At 63.3% G+C, this 25323-nt stretch carries 33 protein-coding genes and 1 tRNA gene; 19 read left to right on the forward strand and 15 right to left on the reverse strand.

The features are described from left to right. Positions 1-162: 162 nt before the first annotated feature. Positions 163-768 (reverse strand): hypothetical protein, encoded by a 606-nt coding sequence (locus tag DVK00_RS01600; RefSeq protein ID WP_121511736.1) that lies wholly within the window; start codon positions 766-768, stop codon positions 163-165. A 17-nt stretch (positions 769-785) separates the two neighbouring features. Then, positions 786-1427 (reverse strand): hypothetical protein, encoded by a 642-nt coding sequence (locus DVK00_RS01605; RefSeq protein WP_121577132.1) that lies wholly within the window; start codon positions 1425-1427, stop codon positions 786-788. Between the two features lie 75 nt (positions 1428-1502). Here DVK00_RS01605 and DVK00_RS01610 point away from each other — a divergent pair, with 75 nt between their 5' ends. Further along, positions 1503-2105: a metal-dependent hydrolase gene (locus DVK00_RS01610; RefSeq protein WP_101350635.1), complete on the forward strand. Its 603-nt coding sequence runs from the start codon at positions 1503-1505 to the stop codon at positions 2103-2105. A gap of 43 nt (positions 2106-2148) precedes the next feature. On the opposite strand, the gene DVK00_RS01615 is transcribed toward DVK00_RS01610, so the two are convergent. The 3 genes from DVK00_RS01615 to DVK00_RS01625 all read right to left on the reverse strand — a co-directional run bounded on the left by DVK00_RS01615 (position 2149) and on the right by DVK00_RS01625 (position 2987). Continuing rightward, entirely contained in the window at positions 2149-2418 is a 270-nt protein-coding gene (locus DVK00_RS01615; RefSeq protein ID WP_121577133.1) for a KEOPS complex subunit Pcc1, read from the reverse strand. A gap of 99 nt (positions 2419-2517) precedes the next feature. After that, positions 2518-2652, reverse strand: coding sequence for a DNA-directed RNA polymerase subunit P (locus tag DVK00_RS01620; protein WP_004517024.1), 135 nt, complete (start codon positions 2650-2652; stop codon positions 2518-2520). Positions 2653-2678: 26 nt separating this feature from the next. Continuing rightward, positions 2679-2987: a 50S ribosomal protein L37ae gene (locus DVK00_RS01625; protein ID WP_053967600.1), complete on the reverse strand. Its 309-nt coding sequence runs from the start codon at positions 2985-2987 to the stop codon at positions 2679-2681. Between DVK00_RS01625 and DVK00_RS01630 the strand changes: the two genes are divergently transcribed. Both DVK00_RS01630 and DVK00_RS01635 read left to right on the forward strand, forming a co-directional pair. Then, positions 2967-3287: a hypothetical protein gene (locus DVK00_RS01630; RefSeq protein WP_232794557.1), complete on the forward strand. Its 321-nt coding sequence runs from the start codon at positions 2967-2969 to the stop codon at positions 3285-3287. The genes DVK00_RS01625 and DVK00_RS01630 overlap by 21 nt on opposite strands. A gap of 35 nt (positions 3288-3322) precedes the next feature. After that, entirely contained in the window at positions 3323-3964 is a 642-nt protein-coding gene (locus DVK00_RS01635; protein WP_101350637.1) for a hypothetical protein, read from the forward strand. Positions 3965-3982: 18 nt separating this feature from the next. On the opposite strand, the gene DVK00_RS01640 is transcribed toward DVK00_RS01635, so the two are convergent. Both DVK00_RS01640 and DVK00_RS01645 read right to left on the reverse strand, forming a co-directional pair. Beyond that, complete coding sequence (locus DVK00_RS01640) at positions 3983-4711, reverse strand: DUF2103 domain-containing protein (RefSeq protein ID WP_121535197.1); 729 nt, start codon at positions 4709-4711, stop codon at positions 3983-3985. Positions 4712-4773: 62 nt separating this feature from the next. Further along, positions 4774-5610: a pantoate kinase gene (locus DVK00_RS01645; protein ID WP_101350639.1), complete on the reverse strand. Its 837-nt coding sequence runs from the start codon at positions 5608-5610 to the stop codon at positions 4774-4776. Between the two features lie 135 nt (positions 5611-5745). Between DVK00_RS01645 and DVK00_RS01650 the strand changes: the two genes are divergently transcribed. The 3 genes from DVK00_RS01650 to DVK00_RS01660 all read left to right on the forward strand — a co-directional run bounded on the left by DVK00_RS01650 (position 5746) and on the right by DVK00_RS01660 (position 7001). Beyond that, positions 5746-6048 carry a UPF0175 family protein gene (locus DVK00_RS01650; protein ID WP_004957605.1) on the forward strand — a complete coding sequence of 101 codons (303 nt, stop codon included), beginning with the start codon at positions 5746-5748 and terminating at the stop codon, positions 6046-6048. Next, positions 6045-6554 carry a hypothetical protein gene (locus DVK00_RS01655; protein ID WP_121535199.1) on the forward strand — a complete coding sequence of 170 codons (510 nt, stop codon included), beginning with the start codon at positions 6045-6047 and terminating at the stop codon, positions 6552-6554. The genes DVK00_RS01650 and DVK00_RS01655 overlap by 4 nt, the downstream gene beginning before the upstream one ends. Positions 6555-6683: 129 nt before the next feature. Further along, entirely contained in the window at positions 6684-7001 is a 318-nt protein-coding gene (locus DVK00_RS01660; RefSeq protein ID WP_101351463.1) for a hypothetical protein, read from the forward strand. Positions 7002-7014: 13 nt separating this feature from the next. Here DVK00_RS01660 and DVK00_RS01665 read toward each other — a convergent pair whose 3' ends face one another. Next, positions 7015-7317 (reverse strand): hypothetical protein, encoded by a 303-nt coding sequence (locus tag DVK00_RS01665; protein ID WP_101350641.1) that lies wholly within the window; start codon positions 7315-7317, stop codon positions 7015-7017. 270 nt (positions 7318-7587) lie between these two features. Between DVK00_RS01665 and DVK00_RS01670 the strand changes: the two genes are divergently transcribed. Beyond that, entirely contained in the window at positions 7588-7977 is a 390-nt protein-coding gene (locus DVK00_RS01670; RefSeq protein ID WP_053967593.1) for a prefoldin subunit beta, read from the forward strand. A gap of 4 nt (positions 7978-7981) precedes the next feature. Next, positions 7982-8218 carry a DUF3194 domain-containing protein gene (locus tag DVK00_RS01675; RefSeq protein WP_121577134.1) on the forward strand — a complete coding sequence of 79 codons (237 nt, stop codon included), beginning with the start codon at positions 7982-7984 and terminating at the stop codon, positions 8216-8218. A 53-nt stretch (positions 8219-8271) separates the two neighbouring features. Here the strand turns inward: DVK00_RS01675 and DVK00_RS01680 are convergent, their stop codons facing one another. Together DVK00_RS01680 and DVK00_RS01685 are read right to left on the reverse strand one after the other, a co-directional pair. Beyond that, positions 8272-8598, reverse strand: coding sequence for a hypothetical protein (locus DVK00_RS01680; protein ID WP_121511662.1), 327 nt, complete (start codon positions 8596-8598; stop codon positions 8272-8274). A 102-nt stretch (positions 8599-8700) separates the two neighbouring features. Then, the gene (locus DVK00_RS01685) at positions 8701-9168 is read right to left on the reverse strand and encodes a hypothetical protein (RefSeq protein ID WP_121577135.1); all 468 of its coding nucleotides are present in this window, start codon (positions 9166-9168) and stop codon (positions 8701-8703) included. Positions 9169-9463: 295 nt separating this feature from the next. On the opposite strand from DVK00_RS01685, the gene DVK00_RS01690 reads away from it, so the two are divergent. The 5 genes from DVK00_RS01690 (at position 9464) to DVK00_RS01710 (ending at position 14977) form a co-directional block, all read left to right on the forward strand. After that, complete coding sequence (locus DVK00_RS01690; protein WP_101350645.1) at positions 9464-9925, forward strand: bifunctional nuclease family protein; 462 nt, start codon at positions 9464-9466, stop codon at positions 9923-9925. Positions 9926-9968: 43 nt separating this feature from the next. Then, complete coding sequence (locus DVK00_RS01695) at positions 9969-10643, forward strand: HAD family hydrolase (RefSeq protein ID WP_101350646.1); 675 nt, start codon at positions 9969-9971, stop codon at positions 10641-10643. A gap of 90 nt (positions 10644-10733) precedes the next feature. After that, positions 10734-13187, forward strand: a complete 2454-nt coding sequence (locus DVK00_RS01700; protein WP_121577136.1) for a bacterio-opsin activator domain-containing protein — start codon at positions 10734-10736, stop codon at positions 13185-13187. A gap of 99 nt (positions 13188-13286) precedes the next feature. Then, on the forward strand, positions 13287-13586 hold the full coding sequence (locus tag DVK00_RS01705; protein ID WP_101350648.1) for a HalOD1 output domain-containing protein: 300 nt from the start codon (positions 13287-13289) through the stop codon (positions 13584-13586). A gap of 422 nt (positions 13587-14008) precedes the next feature. Further along, positions 14009-14977, forward strand: a complete 969-nt coding sequence (locus tag DVK00_RS01710; protein WP_121511660.1) for a terpene synthase family protein — start codon at positions 14009-14011, stop codon at positions 14975-14977. A 54-nt stretch (positions 14978-15031) separates the two neighbouring features. Here DVK00_RS01710 and DVK00_RS01715 read toward each other — a convergent pair whose 3' ends face one another. Together DVK00_RS01715 and DVK00_RS01720 are read right to left on the reverse strand one after the other, a co-directional pair. Continuing rightward, entirely contained in the window at positions 15032-16540 is a 1509-nt protein-coding gene (locus tag DVK00_RS01715) for a (R)-citramalate synthase (RefSeq protein WP_101351464.1), read from the reverse strand. 193 nt (positions 16541-16733) lie between these two features. After that, positions 16734-17081 carry a DUF192 domain-containing protein gene (locus DVK00_RS01720; protein ID WP_101350650.1) on the reverse strand — a complete coding sequence of 116 codons (348 nt, stop codon included), beginning with the start codon at positions 17079-17081 and terminating at the stop codon, positions 16734-16736. Between the two features lie 82 nt (positions 17082-17163). On the opposite strand from DVK00_RS01720, the gene DVK00_RS01725 reads away from it, so the two are divergent. The 4 genes from DVK00_RS01725 to DVK00_RS01740 all read left to right on the forward strand — a co-directional run bounded on the left by DVK00_RS01725 (position 17164) and on the right by DVK00_RS01740 (position 21432). Beyond that, on the forward strand, positions 17164-17712 hold the full coding sequence (locus DVK00_RS01725; RefSeq protein WP_121535201.1) for a hypothetical protein: 549 nt from the start codon (positions 17164-17166) through the stop codon (positions 17710-17712). Between the two features lie 71 nt (positions 17713-17783). Next, positions 17784-18881, forward strand: coding sequence for an ATP-binding protein (locus DVK00_RS01730; RefSeq protein WP_121535202.1), 1098 nt, complete (start codon positions 17784-17786; stop codon positions 18879-18881). Between the two features lie 69 nt (positions 18882-18950). Further along, positions 18951-19520: a GMP synthase subunit A gene (locus DVK00_RS01735; RefSeq protein ID WP_121577137.1), complete on the forward strand. Its 570-nt coding sequence runs from the start codon at positions 18951-18953 to the stop codon at positions 19518-19520. A 55-nt stretch (positions 19521-19575) separates the two neighbouring features. After that, a complete protein-coding gene (locus DVK00_RS01740) occupies positions 19576-21432 on the forward strand; it encodes a DUF2070 family protein (RefSeq protein WP_101350654.1) in 1857 nt (618 codons plus the stop codon). 187 nt (positions 21433-21619) lie between these two features. On the opposite strand, the gene DVK00_RS01745 is transcribed toward DVK00_RS01740, so the two are convergent. Then, positions 21620-21704 (reverse strand) — tRNA-Ser (locus DVK00_RS01745). Positions 21705-21789: 85 nt separating this feature from the next. On the opposite strand from DVK00_RS01745, the gene DVK00_RS01750 reads away from it, so the two are divergent. Further along, a complete protein-coding gene (locus tag DVK00_RS01750) occupies positions 21790-22737 on the forward strand; it encodes a MoxR family ATPase (protein ID WP_101350655.1) in 948 nt (315 codons plus the stop codon). On the opposite strand, the gene DVK00_RS01755 is transcribed toward DVK00_RS01750, so the two are convergent. Beyond that, complete coding sequence (locus DVK00_RS01755; protein ID WP_101350656.1) at positions 22734-23144, reverse strand: GtrA family protein; 411 nt, start codon at positions 23142-23144, stop codon at positions 22734-22736. The two genes, DVK00_RS01750 and DVK00_RS01755, sit on opposite strands and share 4 nt — an antisense overlap. Positions 23145-23150: 6 nt before the next feature. Beyond that, positions 23151-24569 carry a sulfatase-like hydrolase/transferase gene (locus DVK00_RS01760; RefSeq protein ID WP_121535204.1) on the reverse strand — a complete coding sequence of 473 codons (1419 nt, stop codon included), beginning with the start codon at positions 24567-24569 and terminating at the stop codon, positions 23151-23153. A gap of 220 nt (positions 24570-24789) precedes the next feature. Between DVK00_RS01760 and DVK00_RS01765 the strand changes: the two genes are divergently transcribed. After that, positions 24790-25317 carry a GNAT family N-acetyltransferase gene (locus DVK00_RS01765; RefSeq protein WP_121535205.1) on the forward strand — a complete coding sequence of 176 codons (528 nt, stop codon included), beginning with the start codon at positions 24790-24792 and terminating at the stop codon, positions 25315-25317. Positions 25318-25323 lie beyond the last annotated feature (6 nt).

Below are 25323 nucleotides of genomic sequence, written 5' to 3' on the forward strand. Positions count from 1 at the left end.
TACCCAACTGGATGGTGGCCACGGTAATTGAACGGCTGGGGATCGCACGCGGCTTCCGTTGTGGCCTATCGAACAGACATCGTTCGGGTCAATGGTGTACTGTGTTCGGCCACCACAGCCACCGTAGCTAGCATTTCGGCTACCAAATCCGGCGACACAGTATCAGTTGACACCGAACAGTCGTTCTCGAATGGTTTCGGCGACATCGGTGAGGTGGGCCTGTCCGAACGCCGCGACCAGCAGCGCCCCGAGCGAATTGAACATCGTATCCCGGACCGTGTCGTCGAGACCGTGTTGCGCCAGCGGCATCGTGACACCTGTTTCGGTGGCGACGATATCGAGCGCGAACTCGAACAGTTCCCAGATAACTCCGAACGAAAGGACGACGACGAAGATGTACACGAAAAAGACGCGCTTTGGGATGTGTATCGAATCGCTGTGGAGGTCGATGGTCCGGGCCGTCGTGTACCCGAATGCGGCGATGAGCGAGGCCGACATCGCGTGGGTGAGGTGGTCCCACCAGCCGATCTGACCGTAGAGTCCGGCCGAGCCGAGCGTATGCAGAAACACCGCGGTCGTGATCCAGAGGGCGAGCCACGGGTCAAGCGCGAGGTTGTAGTTCCGCCGCATCACTGCAGGGAGAAACGTCACCAGCAGACCGACACTACCGTTCGTAATCGGCTTTGGCCGACCGGCGACGATGCCGTAGGCGACCAGCGCAAGCAAGACGAGTTGCATTGCATGGGTGATCCGCCGCTGATTCCGAATCGACGGTCGGGGCAGCCTCATCGTCGCACCATCCGTCGGATGACGCGCCAGAGGCGGCGGTCCCGCCGTCTGAAGTAGCCATCGAACAACACACCCGCGACGAGGCCAGCGAGGGTGACGTACAGCCACTCGGTCATCAGCGCTTCGTTGGTCGTGAGATACGTCGTTCCGAGAAACCGGTCGGCGTTCCACCGGAACACCGTCCAGGCCGCCACGGCGGCGAGTGTTGTCAGGACGACGAGACAGACAGCGAACCAGTGTGTGACCTCCATCTCAGTGAACATGTGCAGTTCCGCGATAACGAGCAACGACAGCGCTGCCAGCGAGAGATACGTCGCAAAGGTTCCGACCGTGCCGCCGACGAGGCCCCGGACCAGGATCGGCAGACAGGCGAGAAAGAGTAGTTCCCACGGCAGCATGACGCGCCACTCGCGGAACGCCACCGGCGGCACGAGGACGACGAAGCCGACGAAACCGACGAGTAGTATCCACTGGTAGTCGACATCAAGGGCGCTTTCGATGAACACAGCCGTGAGAATAGCGACGAGCAGCCACGCGATGAGTGCGTTTGTTCGCCCATCGCGGAAGAGCATCTCGAGCGTGTCGTCGAGGTCGATGTTCCCGAGGGTACCGTCGGGACGCTCGGACCCATCCGTCATTGCGTCCACGTGGGGTACGACAGCGAATAAACCCAGCGACGTGTTTATACCGCCGACAGACGCTTATACAGGTATATGATGCTGCCGACGCACGCGATAGCGGGGCTCGCCATTGCGACACCGCTGCTCGTCCTTGCGCCGGACCACGCCGCGGTCGCGCTCGCAGGCGGTCTCGTCGGTGGCGTTCTGCCCGATCTCGACCTGTACTCGGGCCATCGGCGGACGCTGCATTACCCCAGCGGGTACACGCTCGCGGCGCTCCCGAGTGCCGGTTTCGCCGCTATTCTCCAGACGCCACTCCTCGTCGCGGTCACTTTCGTCCTGCTGGCCGCTGCCCTCCACTGCCGGATGGACCGGTACGGCGGCGGCCTCGAACTCCGTCCGTGGGAAGCTACGTCCGAGCGCGCCGTGTACGACCACGTCCGCGGCCGATGGCGGTCGCCGAAGCGATGGATACTGTACGACGGGGCACCTGCAGACGTGGGGCTGATGGTACTCGTTGGCGCGCCGCTGTTCGTCGTTCTAGACGGACCGTTCCGCTGGGTCGTCGCCGTGGCCCTCCTCACCGGCGTGACCTATGGCCTCCTGCGCCGTCGACTGGCAGCCCTGGCACCGGTTGTGTTCGGCAACGTTCCCGAATCGATTGCGGCCCACGTCCCGGACCGCTACCGGCAATAGCGCTCGCCTGCCGCGCCGCTTCCTGATTTCCGTGATGCCTCCGTTATTTCGGCGCTGCTTCTCTCTGCCGTCCCACGAGAGCGTCTTCGGCAACGCCGCGTAGCGTCAACCACGTGTTGATACCCGCCCGCAGTGCGACGAGGTCAGTCGCCTCGACCGTGAGTTCGACTCGCTGTCCATCCCGGCCGAGCCGCGCTGTCGTCCGGTCGCCCTCGATATCGTCGATTTCGGGACGAATGCTCCGCTCGATAGCGCGAGCCCTGGCAGCGCTGTCGTACTCGACGGTGAGGTGGGTCTGATGTGGTGCAGTCATACTGTTGGTGGGTATCGAATCGGTCGCAGGACTGCCCCAGAAAAGCCGCATGTAACGTGGCGCAGTCGACCGTCGGCTGTCGGCCGCGAACCGACCGCCTCAGTTGACGTTGATCTCTTTGACGTCTGGCGACCGCTCCTTCAGCAGGACGCGGTGTCCGCAGTACGGGCAGCGAACGCCGCCGTACTCGTCCAGCGTCACGTCGCGCTTACAGCGTGAACACTTGTAGCTCATAGTTGAGAGATAGGAGCGGAGGTCCTTTACTCCTCGTCTTCGGACAGTGCAGCCCGAATGGAGCGTCGAACGGTCTTGCCGCCGGGCGTCTCCGGCTTGTAGCTGCCGCCGGTGAATTTGTAATCACAGTACCCGCACTGCCAGATGCCCGTCCCCTGACGGTCGACGCGGTCCTCGCCGCAGTTCGGACAGGCGTGGTCCTCGTTCATCTCCGATTCAATCTCCGCGACGCGGCGTCGAGACACGCGACCGTAGCGAGCGCCGAAACGGCCCGAGCTACCGGTCTTTCCGCTCTTGCTAGCCATAGTGGTCTGTTGTCCGCCGAGCGGCCACATAAGGCCTTCGAGATGCGGTCCAGTCGGCCGACGGCCACAGGGATTAACACGCTCGGCCAGCAACGCCCGACCGACATGGACGAGATACTCGACGTCGTCGACCTCGTCGCGGACTCCGGATTCGAGGGTATCGTCACGTGGCTCGTGCGAATCGTCGGGCTCGTCGCGCTGCTGGGCGGCCTCGGTCTGTGGCTGTTCACCGACATGGGACTGCTCGTCGTGCCAGCAGTGCTGCTACTCGTCGGTCTGGTCCTCCTCATTGCCCCCAGCGTCCTCCTGCTGGCCGCGGAGCTAGCCTAGAGCACTCAAGAGGGAGGCGAGCAAACCATCGGTCGATGGCAGCCAACGAACTCCGCAGTCGCATCCAGCGGGTCGCGCCAGCCACGAGCGGGCGGCTTACAGCATCGGAGTTCTTGCTCTCGGGTGCAGCGGCCGGGCTGGTCGGCTGGGGTGGTACGCAGGCGGTTGCGTGGTCGGACCACGCTACCGGCGCGCTGCTCGTCACGGTGCTGTGGGCCGTCCTGATCGGCGGCTTCGTCGGCCTGACCGTGCTTCACGCACCGGACTCCATCCGCTTCTCCGACGCGATGTTCGCCTGGGGAGCAGTCAACAGCACTGCGATGGCGCTGACCGTCGCTGGCCTCTTCAGTGTCGTCCCCGGACAACTGGCGTTCTGGCACGCGTGGGTCGGTGCGACAGCCGTTGGCTACTGCTGGACCGGCGGCGTCCTCGAAGGAGCCGGACAGCCCGTGCGCGGCCGCGGGTACCTCGGTGCCGGCGTTGTCGGACTCGGTCTGTTGGCCATCGGGGCGGTCGCGTTCCCGCTTGTCTCCTCGGCCGGCTACCTGGCGCTCGCCGCGCTCCATGCGCTCCCGATGCTTCTCGACGTCCGAACGGCGTTACCGGCTGCTCACCGGACTAGTGTCGTCGGTGTCGCGGTGGCCGCAGTGCTTGTTGCGGGCGTCGTGGTGGCGTGACCACAGGTGCTGCGGGTACTACTCCTGCAATTCGGCTTCTCTGAGTGCTTCGTTCAGGTCGGCCCGGACGTGTTCGCCGAGTTCACGGTCGCCGGCCGTCGTGACGACACGGTTCTCCTGAACGCTAGAGCCGTCGCGGATGAGCACCCGGACGTTGCCGTTGTCGTCGGCGCGGGTCGCCTTCGCCCGGACGCCCGTCGGCGAACTCGCGCCGCCGGCGTCGATGGGACCGGGGATGACCTTCTTGACGTGGGGGTGGCCGGCGACGGTCTGGATGACCCGCTGGCCCGACCGGCCGCCGATGAGCGTCGAGTGGCTCCCGCCGAGTTTCTCCGCCGGCGCGGCGTCGACCACCTCCAGCGCGGGTTCGCCCTGGCGGTCGATGACCCGCTGGACCGGGTCCTCACCCTCGACGCGGAAGAACTCGTAGTGCAACTGCGGGCGGACGGCGGCGATGACGTCGCGGTCGCCCGTGACGTACACCTCCTCGGGCCGCTTGCGCCGGACTTCGTCCGCGACGAGGCCGGCGAAGTTCCGCAGTTCGACGACGACGGCCTCGTCGCTGCCCTCGCCCTCCGGCGTCGTCGTCACCGTCCGCTGGCCGACGACAGCCCCGTCAAGCAGCGCTGTCACCGTCGCCCGCTCGCGGTCGAGTTCGAGGACGACGGCGTCCGTGTTGGCAGTGTGACAGACCAGGCAGTAATCGCCCGGTCGGTCGAGCGGCGTGGCACACTGCCGACAGTCCATAGCTGTGGCTACGGGTCCGCGCTGATAAGGGGGACGGTTCGGCAGTTTCCCGAGGCGCTGCGTCAGCCCTCGTCTTCGATGGTCGCCCCGGGCGGGTAGACCGTCGTAACGGTCGCGTCGTAGCCGGCGTCGGAGAGCCCGGTACCGAGCGCGAACACCGTCTCGCCGAGCATCGCCATGGCGGCGTCACCGCCGGCTTCGGCCACGTCGTCGATGACCGACTTGACCTCCGGCGTCAACAGGTCCGCCTCGCGGGAAAACTGCCGAGCGGCCTGCATGAACGCCGATAGTTTCGGCTCTTTGACGACGGTAGAGAGCGCGCGCTCGCCGGCAGCCGTCAGCGGCTCCGTGTCACCACCGACCACGTCCGCCGTCGATAGCTCGCCGAGCGTGAGATATTCGACGCGGCTGCGGGCCGGGATGGCGTCGAGGTAGTTGAACTGCGGCCCGCCGGGTTCGAGGCGAAGCGGCACGCCGCCCCGGGCCTGCGCGACAACGTCGCCGAGGCCCGAGCCGGACTGGACTTCCGCGCCGTGGGCGATGGTCACCAGTTCGTTGTACGACAGGCCGTGGCCGAAGGCAGCGTTGGCCGCTAGCGCAGTGCCGAGCGCCAGTCCGCCAGAGACGCCGAAGCCGGACCCGAGCGGAAGCGGCGTTTCGGCGGTGACAGTCGCCGTTGTTCGCAGGGCGTCAAGCACTCGCTCGACAGCCTCCACCGCAATCGGCTCGCCGTTCAGCGTTATCTCGGTTTCAGCCTCGCGGCTGACAGTAACAGAAACGCCATCAGACAGGGTTAGCCCCCCGCCGCGAGAGCCGGTCTCGATCGGATCGTCGCCCCGGTCGACGGTAAAAAAGCCCGTGATGTGGCCGGGCACGAACGCGTGTGCTTCGTCGCTCATTGCCTCCCCGTGGGTTCCGGCGGCGTTAAGGGTTGGTGGTCGCCTCGTCTGCCCCGTCCGGACGTTCAGGCCAGCCGACAGGCAGTTCTCCGACCCGTAGTTTGATGTGCGTTTACGGCGGATGACTGTGCAAACATGCCGACGATAAGCGCGCGACTCCCGAGCGAAGAGAAAGCCGAACTGGACGATGTCGCCGAGTTGCTCTCCGAGGACCGGTCGACCACGATTCGAAAGGCCCTCCGGGAGGGACTGGAGACGCTCCGACTCCGCGTCGCTGTCGAGCAGTACCAGTCCGGCGACGTGTCGGCGGCCGAAGCCGCACAGCTTGCGGACCTCTCCATCGCGGAGTGGCTCGACGTGGCCCGCGAGCGGAACCTGACGACACAGCTCGAACTCTCCGATCTGGAACTCGATGCCGACACAGCCGCGGAGCTATGACTCGCATCTACGTCGGGCCGACGTCGCTGTACTCGCTGGGGCAGGTTGGGGAGCTGTCGCTGCTTGACGCCTTTGACGGCGACATCGTCATCCCAGAGCCAGTCATCGGCGAGGTACAGGTCGAACCGACCGCGACGAACCTGACCGAATACCGCGAGAACGATATCGACACCGGCGTCGACGAGGACCACATCGACCAAGCCAGGTCTCTGCTCGGCGATTCCGAACTCGGAGCCGCTGTGACAGTGCTCGCTGGCGTGTTAGCTCACCGTACCAGCGACGACCGCTCCGCCGTGGCTGTCGTCTCTGAGGATCGCACCGTCCGCCGGATGGCGCAGGGCCTCGGCGCGGAAGTAACGAGCAGTTTCGGCGTCGTAGTCCGGGCCGCTATCGAGGACAAGTACCTCAAACCGTCCCAGGCAAAGCGAATCGTCAGGCGAATCGACCAGCACGGGATGCATTTGACTGGGGAGTTGCGGGAACGGGCCGTCGGCGAGGTCGCATAGCGCCAATTGAACACGCGCCGGCGTTAGCCCATCTGTGCTGGGGTAAGGGACTAATAAACACGGTCCGTACTCCTTGCCGTGTCAGAACAACCCGCGCCTCAGTTTCTCGTGGCCTCGGCCGCCGTCTGCGTGCTGGGCTGTCTCGTCGGAGCACTGCTCCCGGTTGTTGTCGGGTCATCAGCCGCGTTTACCGGCAGCGTGACTTCGAGCGGGCTTCTCGGACTCGTTTTCACCGTCCGAAACCTCCAACTGCTCCGCGTGACCGGCGAGCCGAGTTTACCACCGGCTGTCCTGACGACGATTTTTGGCGGCTGGTTCATGCTCGCCCCGCTGTTGTACACGGATGTCGGCTTTCTCGCCACTGCGGGAACACAGCTCGCCGGAACGGTCATCTCGACGTTCGGACTGTACGTCACAGTCGCCGGCCTAGCCGACGGGCCAGCGTAGCTAGCCGCGACAACTACTCGCCGGCCGCGGCGGCCAGTTCCGTGGTAACGGCATCGACAGCGCTCTCGATATCTGGATATCGACCCGTTCCGACGTCTTTGCACCCCTGTTTTCTATCGACCCGGACCGCGCTGGCGTCGAAAAGCTCGGGTCGAACGACGAGTTTGGCCGCGGCACAGACGCCGTCGTCGTCCGGAATCCGATACTCGACGATACCACCGTTGGCATCAGTCCGCTGCCACGGTTCCAGCGGGTCCGGCAGTGCAGCGACCAGTTCATCCGGGTCAGCGGCTGTCTCCGGTGACGGGTGGGACATACCGTAGTCAGGGCTGTGAGACGCAAACGTGTTACGCTGACCCTCTCGGTGCTTTGTTCAGACACCGTCATGATGCCATGCTCTCAGGACTTCGTCTATCCCTGTGGTCCCGTGTCGTTCTACTGTCGGTGCGTTGGGCTGACTCTGCCCCCAGTTCGGACGTTTTACGCCGATATCGGACGATTCGGACCCTGAGCCTGCCGCGGTTTCGACACCTATGTTCGGAGCTAGATGCATGGGTTTAACACTCCGGCTCCCAACTCTGAAGGTATGCAGGGTAATCTTCCGCCTGAAGCACAGGAGAAGCTCGAGGAACTGCAGGACCTTCAGCAGACAGCACAGCAGGTCGCTGCACAGAAACAGCAGGCCGAGACAGAGCTCCAGGAGTCCCAGACGGCGCTCGACGAGCTCGACGACATCGACGAGGACGCGACCATGTACCGCGAGGTCGGCGAACTCCTCGTGAAGACCGAGTTCGACGAGGCACAGGACGACCTCGAAGAGAAGGTTAACAGCCTCGAAGTCCGCGTGGAAACGCTCGAAAAGCAGGAAGAGCGTGTGCAAGAGCAGTTCGAAGACCTCCAGAGCGAGCTCCAGCAGATGCTCGGCGGCGCGGGCGGCGCGGGTCCGGCCGGCGGCCCCGGCGCTGGCGGCGCATAAGGCGATGCCGACAGACGATGAGGTCGTCGAGACGGCCTCGGCCGCCGCCGAAGACGTTGTCTTCTCTCGGTACGACGTCGGCGCAGTCGAGGACCTCGACGTGACTGTCACCTTCGAAGACAGCGTGCTGGACGTCGACGTGTACGTCAACGCGCCCGACAGTCGTCAGGACGAGGCACGGGTCGCGGACGACGCCGCCCTCGCCGCCCGGGCTGCCGTCGACGACCTGTTCGAAGAATAGGCACCCGCACCGGCGCGGGCAGTCACTCGGTGTTCTACCGACGCCGAGAACCGTCAGTCGTGGCCATCGAGGGCTGGGTCTCCGGTCCGGTCGCTCGCGAATCCGGTCCGAAACGCGATCCAGCCGAGCACTGAGACGAACAGTATCGGCGGGAGAATCATGAACCCCCACAGCGGGTCCAGCCCCCAGCCGAGCAACAGGGCCAGGTCGAACAGCCCGATAGCGAGAAACGGCGAGACAAACAGAAGGGCCCGCTTCCGGTTCATCTCGCTCGACGATTCTGACGCCGACGAGTCCTCGTCACCCGCAAGGAGGTCCGCTGTCGTGCGGTCACCAGTTCCGTCGTCGGCGTGGACGCTGGACTCGGCGGTGTCATCCATACACACCACTCAGAGGTCAGCAAGCAAAAAAACCGCGCTTGGTCAGTCGTCGGTGGAGAGCCGGCGAGTCAGGGGGAGGTACGCGTCACTGTCGTCGTCAGTTCACTGGTCGCCGTCCGAATCCGTCTCGCCAGTCGGCTCCTCATCAGCGTCGTCCACGTCACCGCTTTCGTTCGCAGTCGCATCGCTCTCCTCACTGGGAGTCAAGTCGCTGATCTGTTCGCCCAGATTCCCTGTGAGTTCACCGGCCTGCTTCTGGTCGATGAGCGTGTGAATCTCGCTGACGAAGTCAGGGACCTGTTCGGGAAGAGCCGATGGCGGGCCGCGCTGGTCGGCTGCCTGGCCGGCGTCAGCGGGCGGGCCGCGTCGGTCAGCCGCCTCGGCAGCGCCGCCCGATTCGTTCTCGTTTGCGGTCGTTGTTTCGTTCGCTGCCTGCTCCGTCGCGGTGTTCGCCTCTGCGTTGTCCGCGTGGGCATCGGCCTGTGCACCTGCTGCGCCGGGCAGTGCCGCCGCCGAGCCCGTGATAACGAGCACGGCGAGTAGGCCGCCGGCAATCGTAGTGAGTTTCATTGTGGTCGTTGCCTCCGCTTGGCTCTCTGGCCCAGTAGCATATGAAGGAGGGAAGCGGAAAACGCGGATTAAGCCGAATTTATCCGAATTGGGTTCTCTAACGTCCGTTTTAATTCGGTTTAATTCCGATTCGACGCCCGTTCACAGCTCAGTCACACTGTAGCCGGACTGCCGGATGAGATGGCTGGCATGCGCGCCGTGCTGCCGGTCCAGACGGCGAGCGAATCGTACACGGAACAGCTCCTGAAACCACCGGCGGGGTAGCTTTTCATACCCGCGAGCCCAACACTGGTCCATGGAACACGATGCCACGGTCGAAGGGGTCGGCGTCGGCGTCAGCGAGGAGGGGGGCGGCACGCCGGTCGTGCTGCTCCGGGCGCGTGAGGAGATCGTCCCAATCTTCGTCAGCAAGGACCAGGCCCAGTCGATGCAGCTGGCGATGGCCGGCGAGCCCTTCGAGCGCCCGCTCACCCACGATCTGCTGGTCGAGATGGTGACGGAATTCGGGGCTGCCATCGACCGCGTCCGTATCGACGACTTGGCCGACGGGACGTTCTACGGGAAAATCGACGCGGAGCAATACACCGACGACCGGCGGAAGGACATGGTGTTCGACGCCCGCCCATCGGACGCTATCGCAATTTCCCTGCGAGTAGATTGCCCAGTCGTAGTAACCGATGACGTTATCGACGAGGCCGGGCGACCGCCGGAGCAGTTCGATCAGGGCGGAAGCGACAGTGAGGATCTCGGCCTGTGAGGACGCGAAACCTTTCTGCGCCTGTCCGTCCTAAAAATGCGTGATGGGGTACGAATCGGTCATCTTCGACAACGACGGCGTGTTGCTGACGCTGACGGACATGGATGCACACTACGTCGGCGCGCGGCAGGCCTTCGAGGAACTGGGGGTGGTCTCGCCGTCGACAGCCCACGTCGAAGCGATGAGCATCGGCGTGACAGTTTCTGAACTCACTGACATCTGTACGGAGTACGATATCGACCCCGAGCGGTTCTTCCGGGCTCGTGACGAGGCCCTGACCGCGGTGCAGCAGGCGCTTATCCGGGCCGGCGAGAAACAGCCCTACGCCGACGTAGCCGAGCTTGACCGACTTGACTGCCCGCTGGGTGTGGTTTCCTCGAACCAGCGCGAGACCGTCGCCTTCGCCTTCGAGCATTTCGATATCGGCCACTATTTCGACACCGTCTGGGCGCGCGAGCCGACAGTCGAGAGCCTTCGGCGGAAGAAACCCCGGCCGTACTACATCGAGCGGGCGATGGCGGACCTCGATGTCAGTGACGCCCTGTTCGTCGGCGACAACGCATCCGACATCGAGGCGGCACACCGGGCCGGCATCGACTCGGCGTTCATCCGTCGACCCCATAGGGTCGACACGCAATTCGACGTGACCCCAGACTACGATGTGTCCGGCCTCGAAGACGTAGTTCGAATCGCCGGTCGACGTAGCGGGAGCGACTGAGCCGTATCCGGACCCAACAGATACACAGTCGCCGCATTCTGGTACGTATACTGAAAGCAACCTTTCCCATGGCAAGTGCCGTGAAACGGTATGGAGAAGCCGGTCGGTGGAACGGATGAAGACGAACAAGCGGCACCTGACACACCGGCACAGCAGTCCCCCCCTGTGCTGTTGGAGACGCTCGCCGCGCGAATGCCCGAGCCAGTGGTCGTCGTCGCCGCGGACGGGGAGATACGGACCGGGAACGATCACCTCTGTGCGCTCCTTGACTCCGACCCGTCGGACGTGTTTGGAAGCCAGATAGCTGCGTTCTTCCCAGCTCTGCGTGACGCTGACCTCGGGACCCACTGCAGTGAGTCACCGGGAACACCGCTGACGTCGTCGTGTACTGCCGGCGACACGGAACGGTGGGTCGAAATCGCCTTCGAGCCCCAGCAGTGGGACGGCGAGGAACTGTATCTGGGTATTGTTCACGATGTCACCGAGCGCCACGAGCGGACGGAGATGCTCGAGCAGTACGAGCGCATCGTCGAGACCATCGAGGACGGCATCTACACGCTCGACGAGGGGTTCACGATGCAGACGGTCAACAGCGCCGTCGAATCGATGACTGGCTACGACAAGGACACGCTGGTCGGGTCAAACGCGACGCTGCTGGCGGACGAATCCGTCATCGAGGAGGCCGCGGAGATGTCGCGACAGTTCATCGAGGGCGAACGCGACGTGGGGACGCTGACGACGGACCTCCGGACCGCCGACGGCGAGACGCTCCCGATAGAGACCAAGTTCACCACATACGACCGCAAGGACGGGAGCTACCGGCAGGTCGGTGTCGTCCGCGACATATCGGACCGGAAGCGGTTCGAGGAGACGCTCGCAGCGCTACATGAGTCGACCCGGAAGTTGCTACACACGGAAACGAAGACGGCTGTGGCCGAACAGATACTCGACACCGCCGTCGACGTGTTGGAGTTGCCCGACGTAGAGATCTACCTGTTCGACCGGAGTGACAACACCCTCCGAAGCGTCGGCGACGTCGAGACGGATCGAAGCGCGTCTGTCGGACCGGGCGAGAGCACGGTGTGGGACGTGTTCGTACAAGACAGCCCAGTCGAAGTCGCCCCCGGCGACTCCATCGACCTCGGGGCGGGACCAGTAACGGCGGACGCGAAGCGACTCTGTCTCCCGCTCGAAGACCACGGCGTGTTTTACATCGAACTGGGTGAGCAACACAGCGACGCCAGAACGCGCGAGATGGTAGACCTGCTCGCCGCCAGCGCGGAAGCCGCACTCGCACGCGTCGACCGCGAGACGACGCTCCGAGAACGCGAGGCTGAACGCCGCGAACAGAACCGCGAACTGCGGCGGCTCAAGCAGGTCAACGCGATCATTCGACGGATCGATCAGGTACTCGTCGAAGCGGAGACCACCGAGGAGATCGAACAAGCCGTGTGTGACCAGTTGGCCGACTCACAGTGGTTCTCTTTCGCCTGGCTCGGCCGGCAGGATGCGACGGAACTCGTCCCCCGGGCGTGGGCGGGCGACACCGCGAGCTATCTGGACGCCATCTCGCTGTCACTCGAACGCGGCGGCGGACCGCCGGCCGTTCAGACCGCACAGTCCGAAACGATGACTGTTGTCCCGTCAGTGGCCGACAACCTCCGGGGCGACCACTGGCGGACTGAGGCGCTCTCTCGCGAATTCCAGTCGGCGCTCAGTATCCCGCTTGAGTACGACGACTTCGTCTACGGCGTCCTGACGGTGTACGCCGACCAGGAAGACGGGTTCGATGAGATGCTCCAAGAGGTGTTCGCCGAACTCGGTGAGACAATCGCGAATGCGATACGGGAGATCGAATCCCGGCAGCGACGGGCCGGCGACGGCACTGTCGAACTCGAACTATCGCTGTCTGCTCCGCAGTCGTTCCTGACCCAGCTCGCGGACCGGCTCGGCGTCTCTGTCGTCTGCGAAGGCGCCGTACAGCGAGGCGACGGTGCACTCCGTCTCTTCCTCGCTGTCTCGGACTGTGACCCGGTTGTTGTCGAGGAACAGCTGCTATCGATGGCTCGTGTCGACACCGCGCGAGCGATCTCTACCGACCAGCTGGACGGGCTTTACGAGGTTGTCGTGACTGGCCAGACCGTCGCAGGGACGCTACTGGAGCAGGGCGGGCGGTTGAAATCGATCCGAACGTCGACGGGCGGACTCACGGTGACAGTTGTCGTTTCGGGTGAGACTGACATCCGGCAGTTTGTCGAACAGTTCGACGAGCGCTACGCCAACGTCGCGCTGATTGCGCGCCGTGACGGCGCAGAGTCTGACAGTCAACAGGACGGGACAGTCCGGTCGGCGCTGGAAGAGCAACTCACAGACAGACAGTTTGAAGTCCTCCAGACGGCGTACCTGAGTGGCTTTTTCGACTGGCCCCGAGAGACGACCGGGCAGGAAATCGCGGCCAGTCTGGACGTGTCACAGCCGACGGTCAACCGGCACCTCCGCGTCAGCGAGCGAAAGCTGCTCGAACTCGTGTTCGGCGATAGCTGACGCCGTCGCTATACTATTAGTGGTCAGTCAACCGAGCTGTATCTGTATAGCCACAATCACCTTTTCAATCACTCATCAAACCACAAACAGCGACGAACAATGTCCCAGGCAAAACTGGTCTACAGACCGACACCCAACGAACCGCTGAGCGAAACCATCGTCCACGCCGTGGCTGACACGCTGGGTGTCGACCCCGTCGACCTCGATGATCGAATCAGTGACTGTATCGATCCAGATGCGCTGGACCGGCTGTTCCGCCCAGACACGGATGGGGCACCGAGTCCTGACGGCCTGGTCGTGTTCAGTATGGCCAACTGCCGCATCGAAGTTGAGGGGAACCGCTCAGTGCTGGTGACACCGTCCCGTGACGTTTCGGCCGCAACCGGACTCGAAGCGTAACTTGACCCCACGGCTGTTCTCCTGACACTCTCTATCGTGAGTGGTCCCGCCGACAGGTGGGTTATTATTACCTTATTTTCCTCTCTGAGTTGTATATCGCCGCTACGTTTCAGTAAGTAGATATTTCTTTTCCGGTAGCAATTGAAAAACTGGTACGTAACCTGGAGTAAAATCGGTCAAATACTTTGTTAATAGTATACTACCAGCAGGCTAGGCGTCAGTACCACTATAGGCTCAACTTCGCCTTTCGGATGTATGGACGTCGGACACCAACTGATCGAAACCGGCTCGCAGTCGGGTAAGAACGCCAAGGCAGTGACCGTTCAATCCGAGGCAGTAGAGACAGCAAAACCTCAGTTAATCAGACATTATTCCACCGACTGTGCCGGAATAGAGGCTGCAAGCGTTGGAGGGCAGTCACGATGAGCGTTGAGTCTCCGTCGGTTGATGCACAGAGCCTTCTCGAAGAGGTTCGGACGACCAGCCTCCCGGACCGGGTTGCAGAACTGGCAGACGAGTACGAGCGGGTCTGTGGCGAGCGTGATCGGTTCCTCTGGCAGTGGATCTACTCGCTGTTCCCCGAGTTTACCCTCTCCTCTGTCCATCCGGCCCACGCAGACCACGTCCGGACACAGAAGACGATTCTCACGATGTACGTCACGATTCTGGACGATATCGTCGAGAACGACGGAGACCGAGACACCTTCGAAGAGGCCCGACGGCTTGTTCAGGACCCGTCAGCCGTTGACCCGAGCCGTGCGGCAGTAAGTGAAGACTATTTCTCCTTTATCGAGCGCGTCTGGCGGGAGTTCGAGGGGGGACTGACCGACGCGCCGCGCGTCAACGAGTTCTACGACGTGTTCACGTACGATATGCGACAGACGCTGAACGCGATGGACTACAGCGCAGTCGTCAACGAGAACCCCCGGATTGCGAACCTCAGCGGGGCAGAAACTTATGGGGCACATAACATGGTAATGTTCCCCTACGCGGCTGTTGACCTCATGTATTCGCCGGATTTCGAACTCGCTGACTACGGCACCGTTCGGGACCTCATCTGGGACCTACAGGAGATGGCCCGAATCGGCAACTGGCTCACGACATGGGAACGAGAGGTCAAAGAAGGGGACTACACTGCGGGAATCGTCGTGTTGGCCCTTCAGGAGGGATTCGTCACGCCCGAGGAACTCGAAAACCCTGACGGGAAAGCCGAACTCATCGACAAAATCAAAGCCGAACAGTTCGAGGCCCGGTTCCGGGACCGGTGGGCCGACATCTACCAGTCCGTTCGCGACCGCGAGTTCGACACCGAGAGCGTGGACCTCGATGCGCTGGTTCGGGGCATGGAAACAGTGTTCCAGTACCACGAGGCCAGCCGCGGACACAAGTAACGACCGTTCGTGTCGTGGTCCCGGGAGGGGACCCGTTCTGCGTAAATCAGTTACTCAGTCGTCGGCGACGAGCGTTTCTTCGTCGTCGGCGACGAGGCGGTCCATCGCGTCCACCATCGCGCGCACGGACGCCCGGGTGATGTCCGAGTCGCTGGCAGAGACGACAACGTGATCGTCACCGCGTGACATCTCGATTTCGACAGTGACGAGTGCGTCTGTCCCGCCCGTGATAGCGTCGACGTGATAGTCTTCGAGTGTCGCGTCGGCAGTGTGGGACAACGCCACTTCGGCGGCGTTCATCGCGGCGTCGACCGGTCCAGAGCCGACCGCTGCCTCCTTGCGTTCCTCGCCGTCGACCGACAGTCGGACGCTTGCGGTCGGCGTATCGGAGCCGGAGACGGCGGTCAGGCCGAGCAGTTCGACCCGGCGGTCGCGTGCGTCGCCGGTCACCTCGTCGGCGATGGTCAGCAGGTCGGCGTCGGTGACTCGCTTGCCGCGGTCGCCGATTTCCTTGACGCGACTGACGATCTCCGAGAGCTGGTCTTCGGTGACCTCGACATCGTGTTCGTCGAGGGCCGCCTCGACACCGGCCCGGCCCGCGTGCTTGCCGAGCGCGAGGCGGCGCTCGCGCCCCACCTTCTCGGGTGGGTACGGCTCGTACATCGAGTCGTCCTTGAGCGTGCCGTCGGTGTGGATGCCGGACTCGTGGGTGAAGGCGTTCTCGCCGACGACCGCCTTGTTCGGAGCCAGCGGGATGCCGGTCCGGTTGGCGATGAGCTGGGCGAGGTCGTACACCTCGGTGAGGTCCATCGACTCGACGCCGTAGCCGTGGTCGAGCGCGATGGCGACCTCTTCGAGGGCGACGTTGCCGGCACGCTCGCCAATGCCGTTTATCGTCCCATGGACGAGGTCCGCGCCCGCCGCGATAGACACCAAGGCGTTGGTCACCGCCAGCCCCAGGTCATCGTGGGTGTGGGTGCTGACCGGACCCAGATCCGAGAGCCGAGAGACGCATTCAAGCGCGCGGTCCGGCGTCGCGTGGCCGACGGTGTCGGCCCAGCAGATGCGGTCCGCACCGGCCTCGGTGGCCGCTCCGAGCAGTTCTTCGAGGTAGTCTAGGTCGGCCCGCGAGCCGTCCTCGCCGATGACCTCAACCCAGAGCCCGTGATCGACAGCGTACTCCACCAGTTCGACGGTGTTGTCGACGTTCTCGGTCTTCGAGGTGCCGACCTTCTGTTCTACGTGCTTGTCGCTGGCCGGAACGACGAGGTTGATGCCGTCGACACCACAGTCGAGCGCGAGGTCGATATCGTTCTGGATCCCACGACAGAAGCTGGTGACAGTACTGTCGAGGTCAAGTCCCGCGACGCGGGAAATCGTCTCGCGTTCGCCGGGGCCAGTACAGGCGCTCCCGGCTTCGATGACATCGATACGCGCCGCATCGAGCGAGCGGGCGATGTCGGCCTTGTCGTCCGGCGTCAGCGAGACGCCGGGGGCCTGCTCACCGTCGCGCAGTGTCGTGTCGAGAAACTGTACCTCACCGACATCTGAGAGCGCACGCATCGCTGGGTGCCCCTCGAACAGTGTGTTCTGACTCACAGAAGATGCTCCATCACGCGCCACGAATTTCGCGGCCAGCCGCCTCGCGGCGACTTCCTCTATCCTCCGTCGGGTGTTCCGACATAGTGGTGACTACTCTAATCCTCACGGTCTAAAAGGTGACGGAACCGACGACCACACTTCATACCGGTCGTGTTCAGGATTCTAAGCGGACCATGTCACCCACAGAGACGTCTGATGCCGCGCCACCGGGTAGTTCGATGACAGTGTCCGCGTTCGCGTAGCCGACCGAGCGCCAAGGTTGCATGGTTTCGACGGCTTGGACCTCCTCGTCGACGAGCCAGAGTACGTCCAGCGGGAACCGGACGAACAGCATGTGGATAAACTGTCGGCTGGCGCGGTTGAAGGGGAAGACAAGCGCGTAGTCGTCGGGAATCGATGACCGGAACATCAGCCCCCGGCTCTGTTCGAGTATCGATTCGGCGTATTCCACTTCCGTCGCGAGAGGGCGAGCCGCGCCGTCGGGGTCGTGGACGAGCCGCATACCACCGCGGAAGTCGTACGCAGTCAAAAAGTCTTCTGTCGGAACGGAGGGTTTGAGGGGGCATGGCCACGGACTATATGACATGGAGAAGGCTCCCGGGGGGACATCCGTCGGCGTTGACGACCCGTATGACCACGTGACGCGGTGTGACTTCGTTACCAGCGAGGGGAAGTGCCGCTGGGCGCGCGAACACGGCCGCCACGACCCCGAATTCGCCAACACACGGAGCGCTGACGACTTTCGCTGTCCGGCAGCAATCGCGCCCGACGACGCAGATGCAGACACAGAGCCGGAATGGGACTGGGCCGACTGCCCGCATTTCCGCTCCCGGAATCACGACCGGGAGTGTGTTCGCTGCGGACTCGAAGAGCGGCGTATGGCCCACTCCGACGAGCGGCCGCTACTGGAGGAACACCACCTCTCGTACCGCGGCGACGGCGACGAGCTATCGCACGAAATAACGGTGTTTCTCTGCCGGTGGTGTCACGCCAAAATCCACCAGTCCTGGGCGCGGCTCGACGACGACGTGAATCCAGACCCCGAAGCCATCGCACAACGGGAACAGCGCCGCTCTAAGGAGCAATCCGAACTGGGGTTTGAATCGGCAGCCGACCGCTACGACGACTCGTAACTCCATCTTAATATCAAATTTGATATCTGGTGGCAGACCGATAAGTAGGATCACAGTAACTGAGTAGTATAGTGACCTCTCCGGCGCTCACGAAGCAGTCGCTGGGGACGGGATATGTCGTCGCAACCGGTGTTGTGATTACCGGCGCACTGCTCGCCCACGGCATCTCTACCGTCCGCCCGTCCCTGATTGACATGGTCATCCTCAGCGTGGGGCTGACACCGGCGCTAGCTCTAGTAGCGGCGAACTACTGGCTTCCGGTGAGCGGACTGTCCGGCGACCAGATATGGACTGCTGCGGAGTGGTGCGGGCTGGGCATCGCGCTGTTTACGCTCATCAAAATCGTCGTACTGCTCGCCCCGATGCCGCAGTCCTCGATGATCCCGTCGATACTCGCAAGCGGGGTCGCAGTCGGCGGGTTCGGCGGGATTTTGTTCGGATGGCTGCTCGAACTCCGGCGGTCCAGACGCCGACTCGCACAGAGCAACGAAGTGTTGTTTCGAGTGCTCAGGCACGACCTCCGGAACAATCTCAACGTGGCACTCGGACACCTCGGCGAACTGCAGCGGGAGACGGCAGAACGCGGCAGCCCGAAGTCGCGTGCACACGTCGAGCAGCTGAGCGGGACCATCGATGGCATCATCGACACCACAGAGAAGGCGAGACAGATAGAGTTCGCGTTCGATGCGGACCGCCGCGCACAGGAGCCGATTGACCTCGTACCGTGTATCAGAGAACAGGCGAAACAGATCACGCAGTCACACCCGGAGGCCACCGTCGAACTCGACCTCCCTGAACAGTCGCAGGTGTACGCCGACTGGATGCTCGACATCGTGTTCCGGAATGTTGTCGAGAACGCAGTCGTCCACTGCGAGGAGACCCCGACACTGTATATTTCGGTCGAAGAACACGGCCGAACCGTGTTCGTCCACATCGGCGATAACTGTCCGTCGATTCCACAGCACGAACGGGAGGTCCTCGACAGCGGAGAGGAGACGCAACTGCACCACTCGAAAGGAGTCGGACTGTGGCTGACGACGTGGATCGTCGAAAGTTACGGCGGGGCCGTACACCTCACAACCTCGGACGACGGCAATGTCGTGACGCTGGAACTGTGCGGCCCGACGGTCCTCGACGAGATTCGCCAGACCCTTCGAGAGTGGCCCTGAAACCGGACGCGAGGGGACCCGTCGACCGCATCAGGAGATATATACGCCTTCGCGGCCTTCGCGTCAGTAATGACCCGAATCGACGTTATCGACAATCACGGACAGTTCACACATCTGGAGCAACGCGCGCTCCGTGACATGGGCGTCGACGTTTCGCTCAGGGACAACACGACCCCACCCGAAGAGATTGACGCCGACGGCATCGTCCTCTCGGGCGGCCCGGATATGGACGATATCGGGAACTGTCCCGAGTACCTCGACCTCGACGTTCCCGTGCTCGGCATCTGCCTGGGCATGCAACTCATCGCCGACGAACTCGGCGGCCGGGTCGGCAGCGGCGAGTACGGTGGCTACGCGGACGTGACGGTCGACATTCTCGACGAGGACGACCCGCTCCTCGGTTCGCTGTATCCCGACACGCGTGTGTGGGCCAGCCACGCTGACGAAGTGAAGGAGGTCCCACCCGGATTCGAGCGAACCGCGACTTCCGATGTCTGTGGCGTCGAGGCCATGAGCAACACGGACGAGGCGATATACGGCGTCCAGTGGCATCCGGAGGTCGCTCACACCGAAGAGGGCGAAGAAGTGTTCGAGAACTTCCTGTCGGTGTGTGATCAGCAGTCTGTCGCCCGCCAGTAACCGCCGGGGAAGAATGTAACTGGTTTTATATTCGCTCGTAGGGTGTGATACAAAAATGACGGCGACACAGGGAAATCTTGCTAGCCTTTCTCGATTTATTTTCAGGGCTCCGACCTGGTATACGAGCCTCGCCTTCGCGCTGATCATCGCCGCGATGACTGGCATCGTTGCGTTCGACTCACGGTTCATCCTTGACGACGCCTGGCAGGGCGTGTTTCTCATCGGCCTGCCGACTTCAATCGCCAGTGCCGTGACGCCGTGGGTCGACCGCCAGTTGGGCGGGCAACTCACCCCAAACCGGGCCACTTTGCTTGCAGTCATCTGTGAGCTCATCACCATCGCGATGCTGACCGTTGCCGGCCTCATCGCCATCTTTACTGTCCGCCTCGGGCAGAACTTCGTCTTCGACGTGTTGCTAGTCGCGCTGGCGTCGATATTCGCCTTCCGGCTGCTGATACTGATGGCCGTCTCGCGGCACTCACTGCTGAAAGCGACGATTCCGGCGAGCGTCCAGACAGTCACTGCCGCCGTGTTGCTGGCGATATACAGCGGGGCGACCGCGTTCATCCTCGAAGACCCGATGCTCCGGGAGTACCTTTCTCGCCCCGAAGAGGTCCCGCCACAGGTCCAGGGGTTCATCCCGGAAGACTTCATCATTCTCGCGGTTATCTGTGTCATCTACGCGCTGGCGGTCTGGCTGTTCCTCGTCGTCATCGACCAACCGTGGCGCTCCTCGCTGGGTGTTTCCGCGCTAGATTTCCTCCGGGGCTTCATCGGCCACATCGCCGAGGGCACGCGTGAACTGGAGGAGTTCTTCGAGGATATCGGCGAAGAGGCCGTCGTTCCGGTCACCTTGCTGTCGGTCCGTCGGCCGGACGGTGAGGAGAAAGCCCGGTTCGTCCTGCCGATGATTCACCCCGGTCCGATGGGTGAGATCGGCGGGGGGAACCTCCCCAGACGCGTCGCCGAGTCGGCTGACGGCCTCGCATTCCCGCCCCACGCGACTGCCGGCCACGACTTCAACCTCGTCACAGAGCGGGAAGTCGACAAGATTCTGTCGACGGCCGAGACAGCGTACCAGCACATCGAATACGACAGCCATGCGACGGCAGGCCACCGAGTCACCGAGGGCGAGGCCACGCTGACGGGACAGGCATTTGGCTCCGACGCGCTCGTCGTGAACACGTATGCGCCAGGCTGTGCCGACGACGTGGAGTACGCCGTCGGACTCTCAGCGATGTCGGAAGCACGGGCCGACGGGCTGGAAGACGTGCTGCTGGTCGACGCGCACAACTGCAACGACGGACTCGAAGGCGACGACCTCGGCCACGTCGTGCCCGGCAGTCAGCGGTCCTTCGATATGCTCCACGGAGCTGGCCAGCTCGGGAGCCTGCTCACAGACGCCGAAACTGGCCAACTCCGCTGTGGGGTCGCCTGGGACGCAACGCCCTGGGAGCCTGCGGAGGGCATCGGCCCGCTCGGTATCCGGGTCTGTGTCTTCGAGGTCAACGACCAGCGGACGGCGTACGTACTCATCGACGGCAACAACATGGAGCCGGGCCTCCGTCAGCGCATCATCGACGCCGCCGAAGGCGTGGATATGATGGAGGTGATGACCAGCGACACCCACATCGTCAATACTGTCGAGGCCGAGAATCAGGTCGGGCAGGCCATCCCCGAGAAGGAAATCGTTGCGCTCATCGGGGACCTCGTCGACAGAGCCGTCGCCGATCTTGAACCCGTCGAGGCCGGGATGGCGAGCGAACAGGTGACCGTGACGGTGTTTGGCAACGACCGAACCGAGACGCTGGCTTCGACCGCCAACGCGATGGTGTCGATGGGCGGTGCGCTTGCCGCGGCGTTTATTCTCATCGTCATGACGATCAGCGTGCTGATTTTCTTGCTGACCTGACTGGCAGTCGACCGGAAACGGCCCGCTCGGCCCCAGTGCTATCGCCCGGTGTTCAGTCAGAGAGCCCGGGGAGCGGAGGCGAACCACGGGCGGTGGTCACAGCATCGTACCGCGGCTCCTCATCCGGGTTTCTACTGTCTGCTACAGCATTCAGACTCGCGACGCTCACCGGTTCTGGTACAGAGAACGCCGAGGAGGAGATTTGAACTCCTGAGTCCGTGAGGACAGTTGCTCTCGAAGCAACCGCCTTGGCCAGGCTAGGCTACCTCGGCTCATCCATCAGTACCGCCGTTTGCTCTTTAGGGGTTTCGATTTCGGACTCGACACCCCTTTATCGGACCCGTAACATGACAGACTATGGACGCTACCGAGGCAAGCGAGGTGTCGAGTCAGATCCTCGACGAGATCGGGAGTGCCGTCATCGCTGACCGCGGTTTCTTCGAGACGGTGCTGCTGGGTGTTGTCGCGAAGGGCCACGTCCTCCTCGAAGACGTGCCCGGCACAGGGAAGACGCTGACCGCCCGCAGCGTCGCGACCGCGCTGGGACTGTCTTTCTCCCGCATCCAGTTCACGCCGGACCTCCTGCCGGCCGATATCACGGGAACACACATCTTCAACGAGGAGACCCGGAGCTTCGAATTCACTGAAGGGCCAGTGTTCGCCAACGTCGTACTGGCCGACGAAATCAACCGCGCACCGCCCAAGACACAGTCCGCGCTGCTCGAAGCGATGGAGGAAGGACAGGTCACCGTCGACGGAGACACGTACGACCTGCCCGAGCCGTTCTTCGTCATCGCCACGCAGAACCCGGTCGATATGGAGGGGACCTTCGAGTTGCCGGAGGCACAGGTCGACAGATTCCTGGCAAAGACGTCACTCGGCTACCCCGACGACGAAGGCGAGGTCGAGCTCCTCCGGCGGCGTGCCGGCCGGACGACACAGAGCCCGACCGTGGAACCGATACTCGACGCGGCATCGGTCACGGAACTCCGGAGTGTCCCGGAGACGGTCACCGTCGACGACGACCTGCTGCAGTACATGGCTGACCTCGTCCGGGCGACCAGGGACGACTACCGCGTGGATGTTGGAGTCTCACCACGTGGGACCCAGCGGCTGTTCGAGGCGACGCGAGCGATGGCGACAATCGCGGGCCGGGAGTACGTTGCGCCGGACGACATCAAGCGGGTCGCACAGCCGGTGCTGGCACACAGACTGGTGTTAACCCCTGATGCCCGCGTCGAGCAGGTGGACAAGGGAACGGTCATCCAGAGCGTGCTCGACGAGGTCCCCGTTCCGACGGTCTAACCCCACGTCCAGTGGGCGTCCAGCGCGTACCGGTACACGCCAGTAATGACGATTGCGCCGCCGTTCCCTATGAGGTACGTCACGCCGCCCCAGGTGACGAACGCATAGAGGAGGCCCAGCTGGAGCGGAATTGCCGTTCCCCGGACGAGGTTCGTCTTCCCCATCCCCAGCATGTACTCTTTGAGCGTCGAGTGTTGCGAGCGGTGAAACGTCCAGGCGTTGTTGAGGACGTACTGAAACAGTATCGTGAGTTCGATAGCGAGCGCCGCCCCGAGGATGTAGTTTAGACCGCCGACATCGACGAACGACCACAGCAACACCGTCTGGGCGGATGCCGCGACCACGCCGACGAGGAAAAACCGGACGAGTTGCTGTCGCCGGGCCGGTGTGACGACAGCAGACGCCATACAGCCTTACTGATAACCGAGCGCCTTTAACCGTGCTGTTATTTCGTCGGACGCTTCAGTGGTTCCAGCTCCGTTCCCGTCGCTGTCGAGTGTGGCGAGGTGCTCAGCGACAGCATCCGAAAGCCGGTCGAGAACGGTCGCGGGCGGGTCGGCGTCCGTCGAGTCCGAACACAGGTCGACCTGCTCCTCGGGGTCGTTCGTCCGGTCGTACAGTTCTTGACGGCCCGACTCTGTGAACTCGATGTACGTGTAGCGCTCGTCACGTGCGCTGAGGAGGAGTTCCCCGTCCGCGCGGCTCCGTGGAATCGGTTGGCTGGTCACGCTCTCGCCCCGGACCGCTGCGGAGACGATGGGGCCGCGGTCCTCGATAGCCGCGCCGTGGACCGCCGGAGCGACAGACTCCCCGTCCCACTCCGCCGCGGGCGTGAGCGACAGCAGGTCACACACTGTCGGCGCGATTGTATCGAGGCCGACCGGCGTCTCGACCGACTGGTCCTCGCTGTCCGGCGTCGAGACGATGTAGGGAACGTCGATGAGTTCTCGATAGAGCTTGGGGTAGTGGGCGAGATGGCCGTGTTCGAGGAACTCCTCACCGTGGTCGCCGGCGACGATGATGGCCGTATCGTCGCGGTGGCCCTCGGTTTCGAGGGTGTCGAGTAGCCGACCGACGCTGGCGTCGACCTGCCGGACTGTCGCCTCGTACAGGGTCCGAAGTGTCTCCAGCGTCCGGTCGTCGACTTCCCAGCCCAGCCCGGTTCGGAGGTGGGACGTGAGCATCCGGAGAACGCCGAAGTGGTTGTCCGACACTTCGCGAATATGCCGCGGTGCCGGCACGTACGGCGTGTGCGTGTCCATGTAATGGACCCACAGGAAGAACGGCCCATCGGTCGTCTTCAGGAACTCAGTCGCGTGGTCTTCGAGGTCTCCCATCCGGGACACGTCAGCGAAGGGGCGTTCGTCGGACCCGCCGCTGAGAACGGTCGCAGCGCGTCGGAACGGCGAGGTTCCCAGCTGGACCCAGGCCTGAATCGTCGGGTGGGCCGCCAGGTACTTGCTGTAGCCGCCGCTGTCGACGAACGGCTCGAACTCGTCGAACCCGCGGTCGTACCCCCAGTGATCGGTGAGAAAGCCGTTTGCGGCGTTGAAGCCTGCGGTCTCGATGCCGGCATCGGACACCTGCTCGGCCAGCGTCGGCGTCGACGCCAGACCGATGTCCTCGCTCTCCGCGAACACTGGCCGTGACCCGTGGATGCTGGGAAACGAGAACGGCGTCCAGTTTCCCTGTGCGGCGGCGTTTTCGAAGACGACGCCAGATTCGGCGAGCGAGTCCATGACAGGGGAGACGCTGTCAGCGCCACCCAGTGCGTCCGCCCGCAGCGAATCAATCGTGACCAACACCACGTTGTTGGTTGCTGGGGCCGTCATTGTCGACTCACATGCCCCCTTGATCGCAATGGTATCGACGTATCGCGTCCGCAAACGGGGGGTTGCACCCAGCACGTGCCACCGGATTTTCTCATACCCCCTGTACCAGAGCCGGAATACTGAACGTTCCGGATAAATTCAGGCGGCTATAATAGAACCATACGCTGATAAGGTAGAATTAAAGCCTCACTTCGACAATGAGTCGTCCAGAGCGTATTCGATGACCGACCAGATTCAGTTTCGGTCCTACGACGACCGAGACGCCGCCGCCGTCTGGCGTCTCCACGAGCGGGCGATCCGTGCGACCGGCAACGACCCCAGCGACATCCCCGGGACGTCAGACCTGAGACACATCGAAACGCGGTATTTCGACACCGGCGGCGCGTTTCTCGTCGGTGTCGTTCCCGCCGTCGACGACGAACTGCCGGAGACGTTCGACGGCGGCCTCGCCGCGATGGGGGGGTTCCTCCCGAACGAGGTCGGCCACGCCGACGAGCGGACTGTGCCCGGCGCGGCCGAACTCCACCGGATGCGGGTCGCTCCGTCCCGGCAGCGGCGTGGCTACGGTCGTCGACTCCTGCACAGACTCGAACAGCAAGTGGCTGAGCGGGGGTACGAGGTCCTGCTTGCGACGACATCACAGAGCCAGCCCGCCGCGGTCGCGTTCTACCGCGACGAGGGGTATCAGGAGGTCGGCCGGTCGACACAGGGCGAGTACGAACTCGTTCACTTCGAAAAGCGGCTTTGACCCCCA

It is taken from the genome of Haloarcula sp. Atlit-47R (assembly GCF_003665985.1).
Classification (GTDB): domain Archaea; phylum Halobacteriota; class Halobacteria; order Halobacteriales; family Haloarculaceae; genus Haloarcula; species Haloarcula taiwanensis.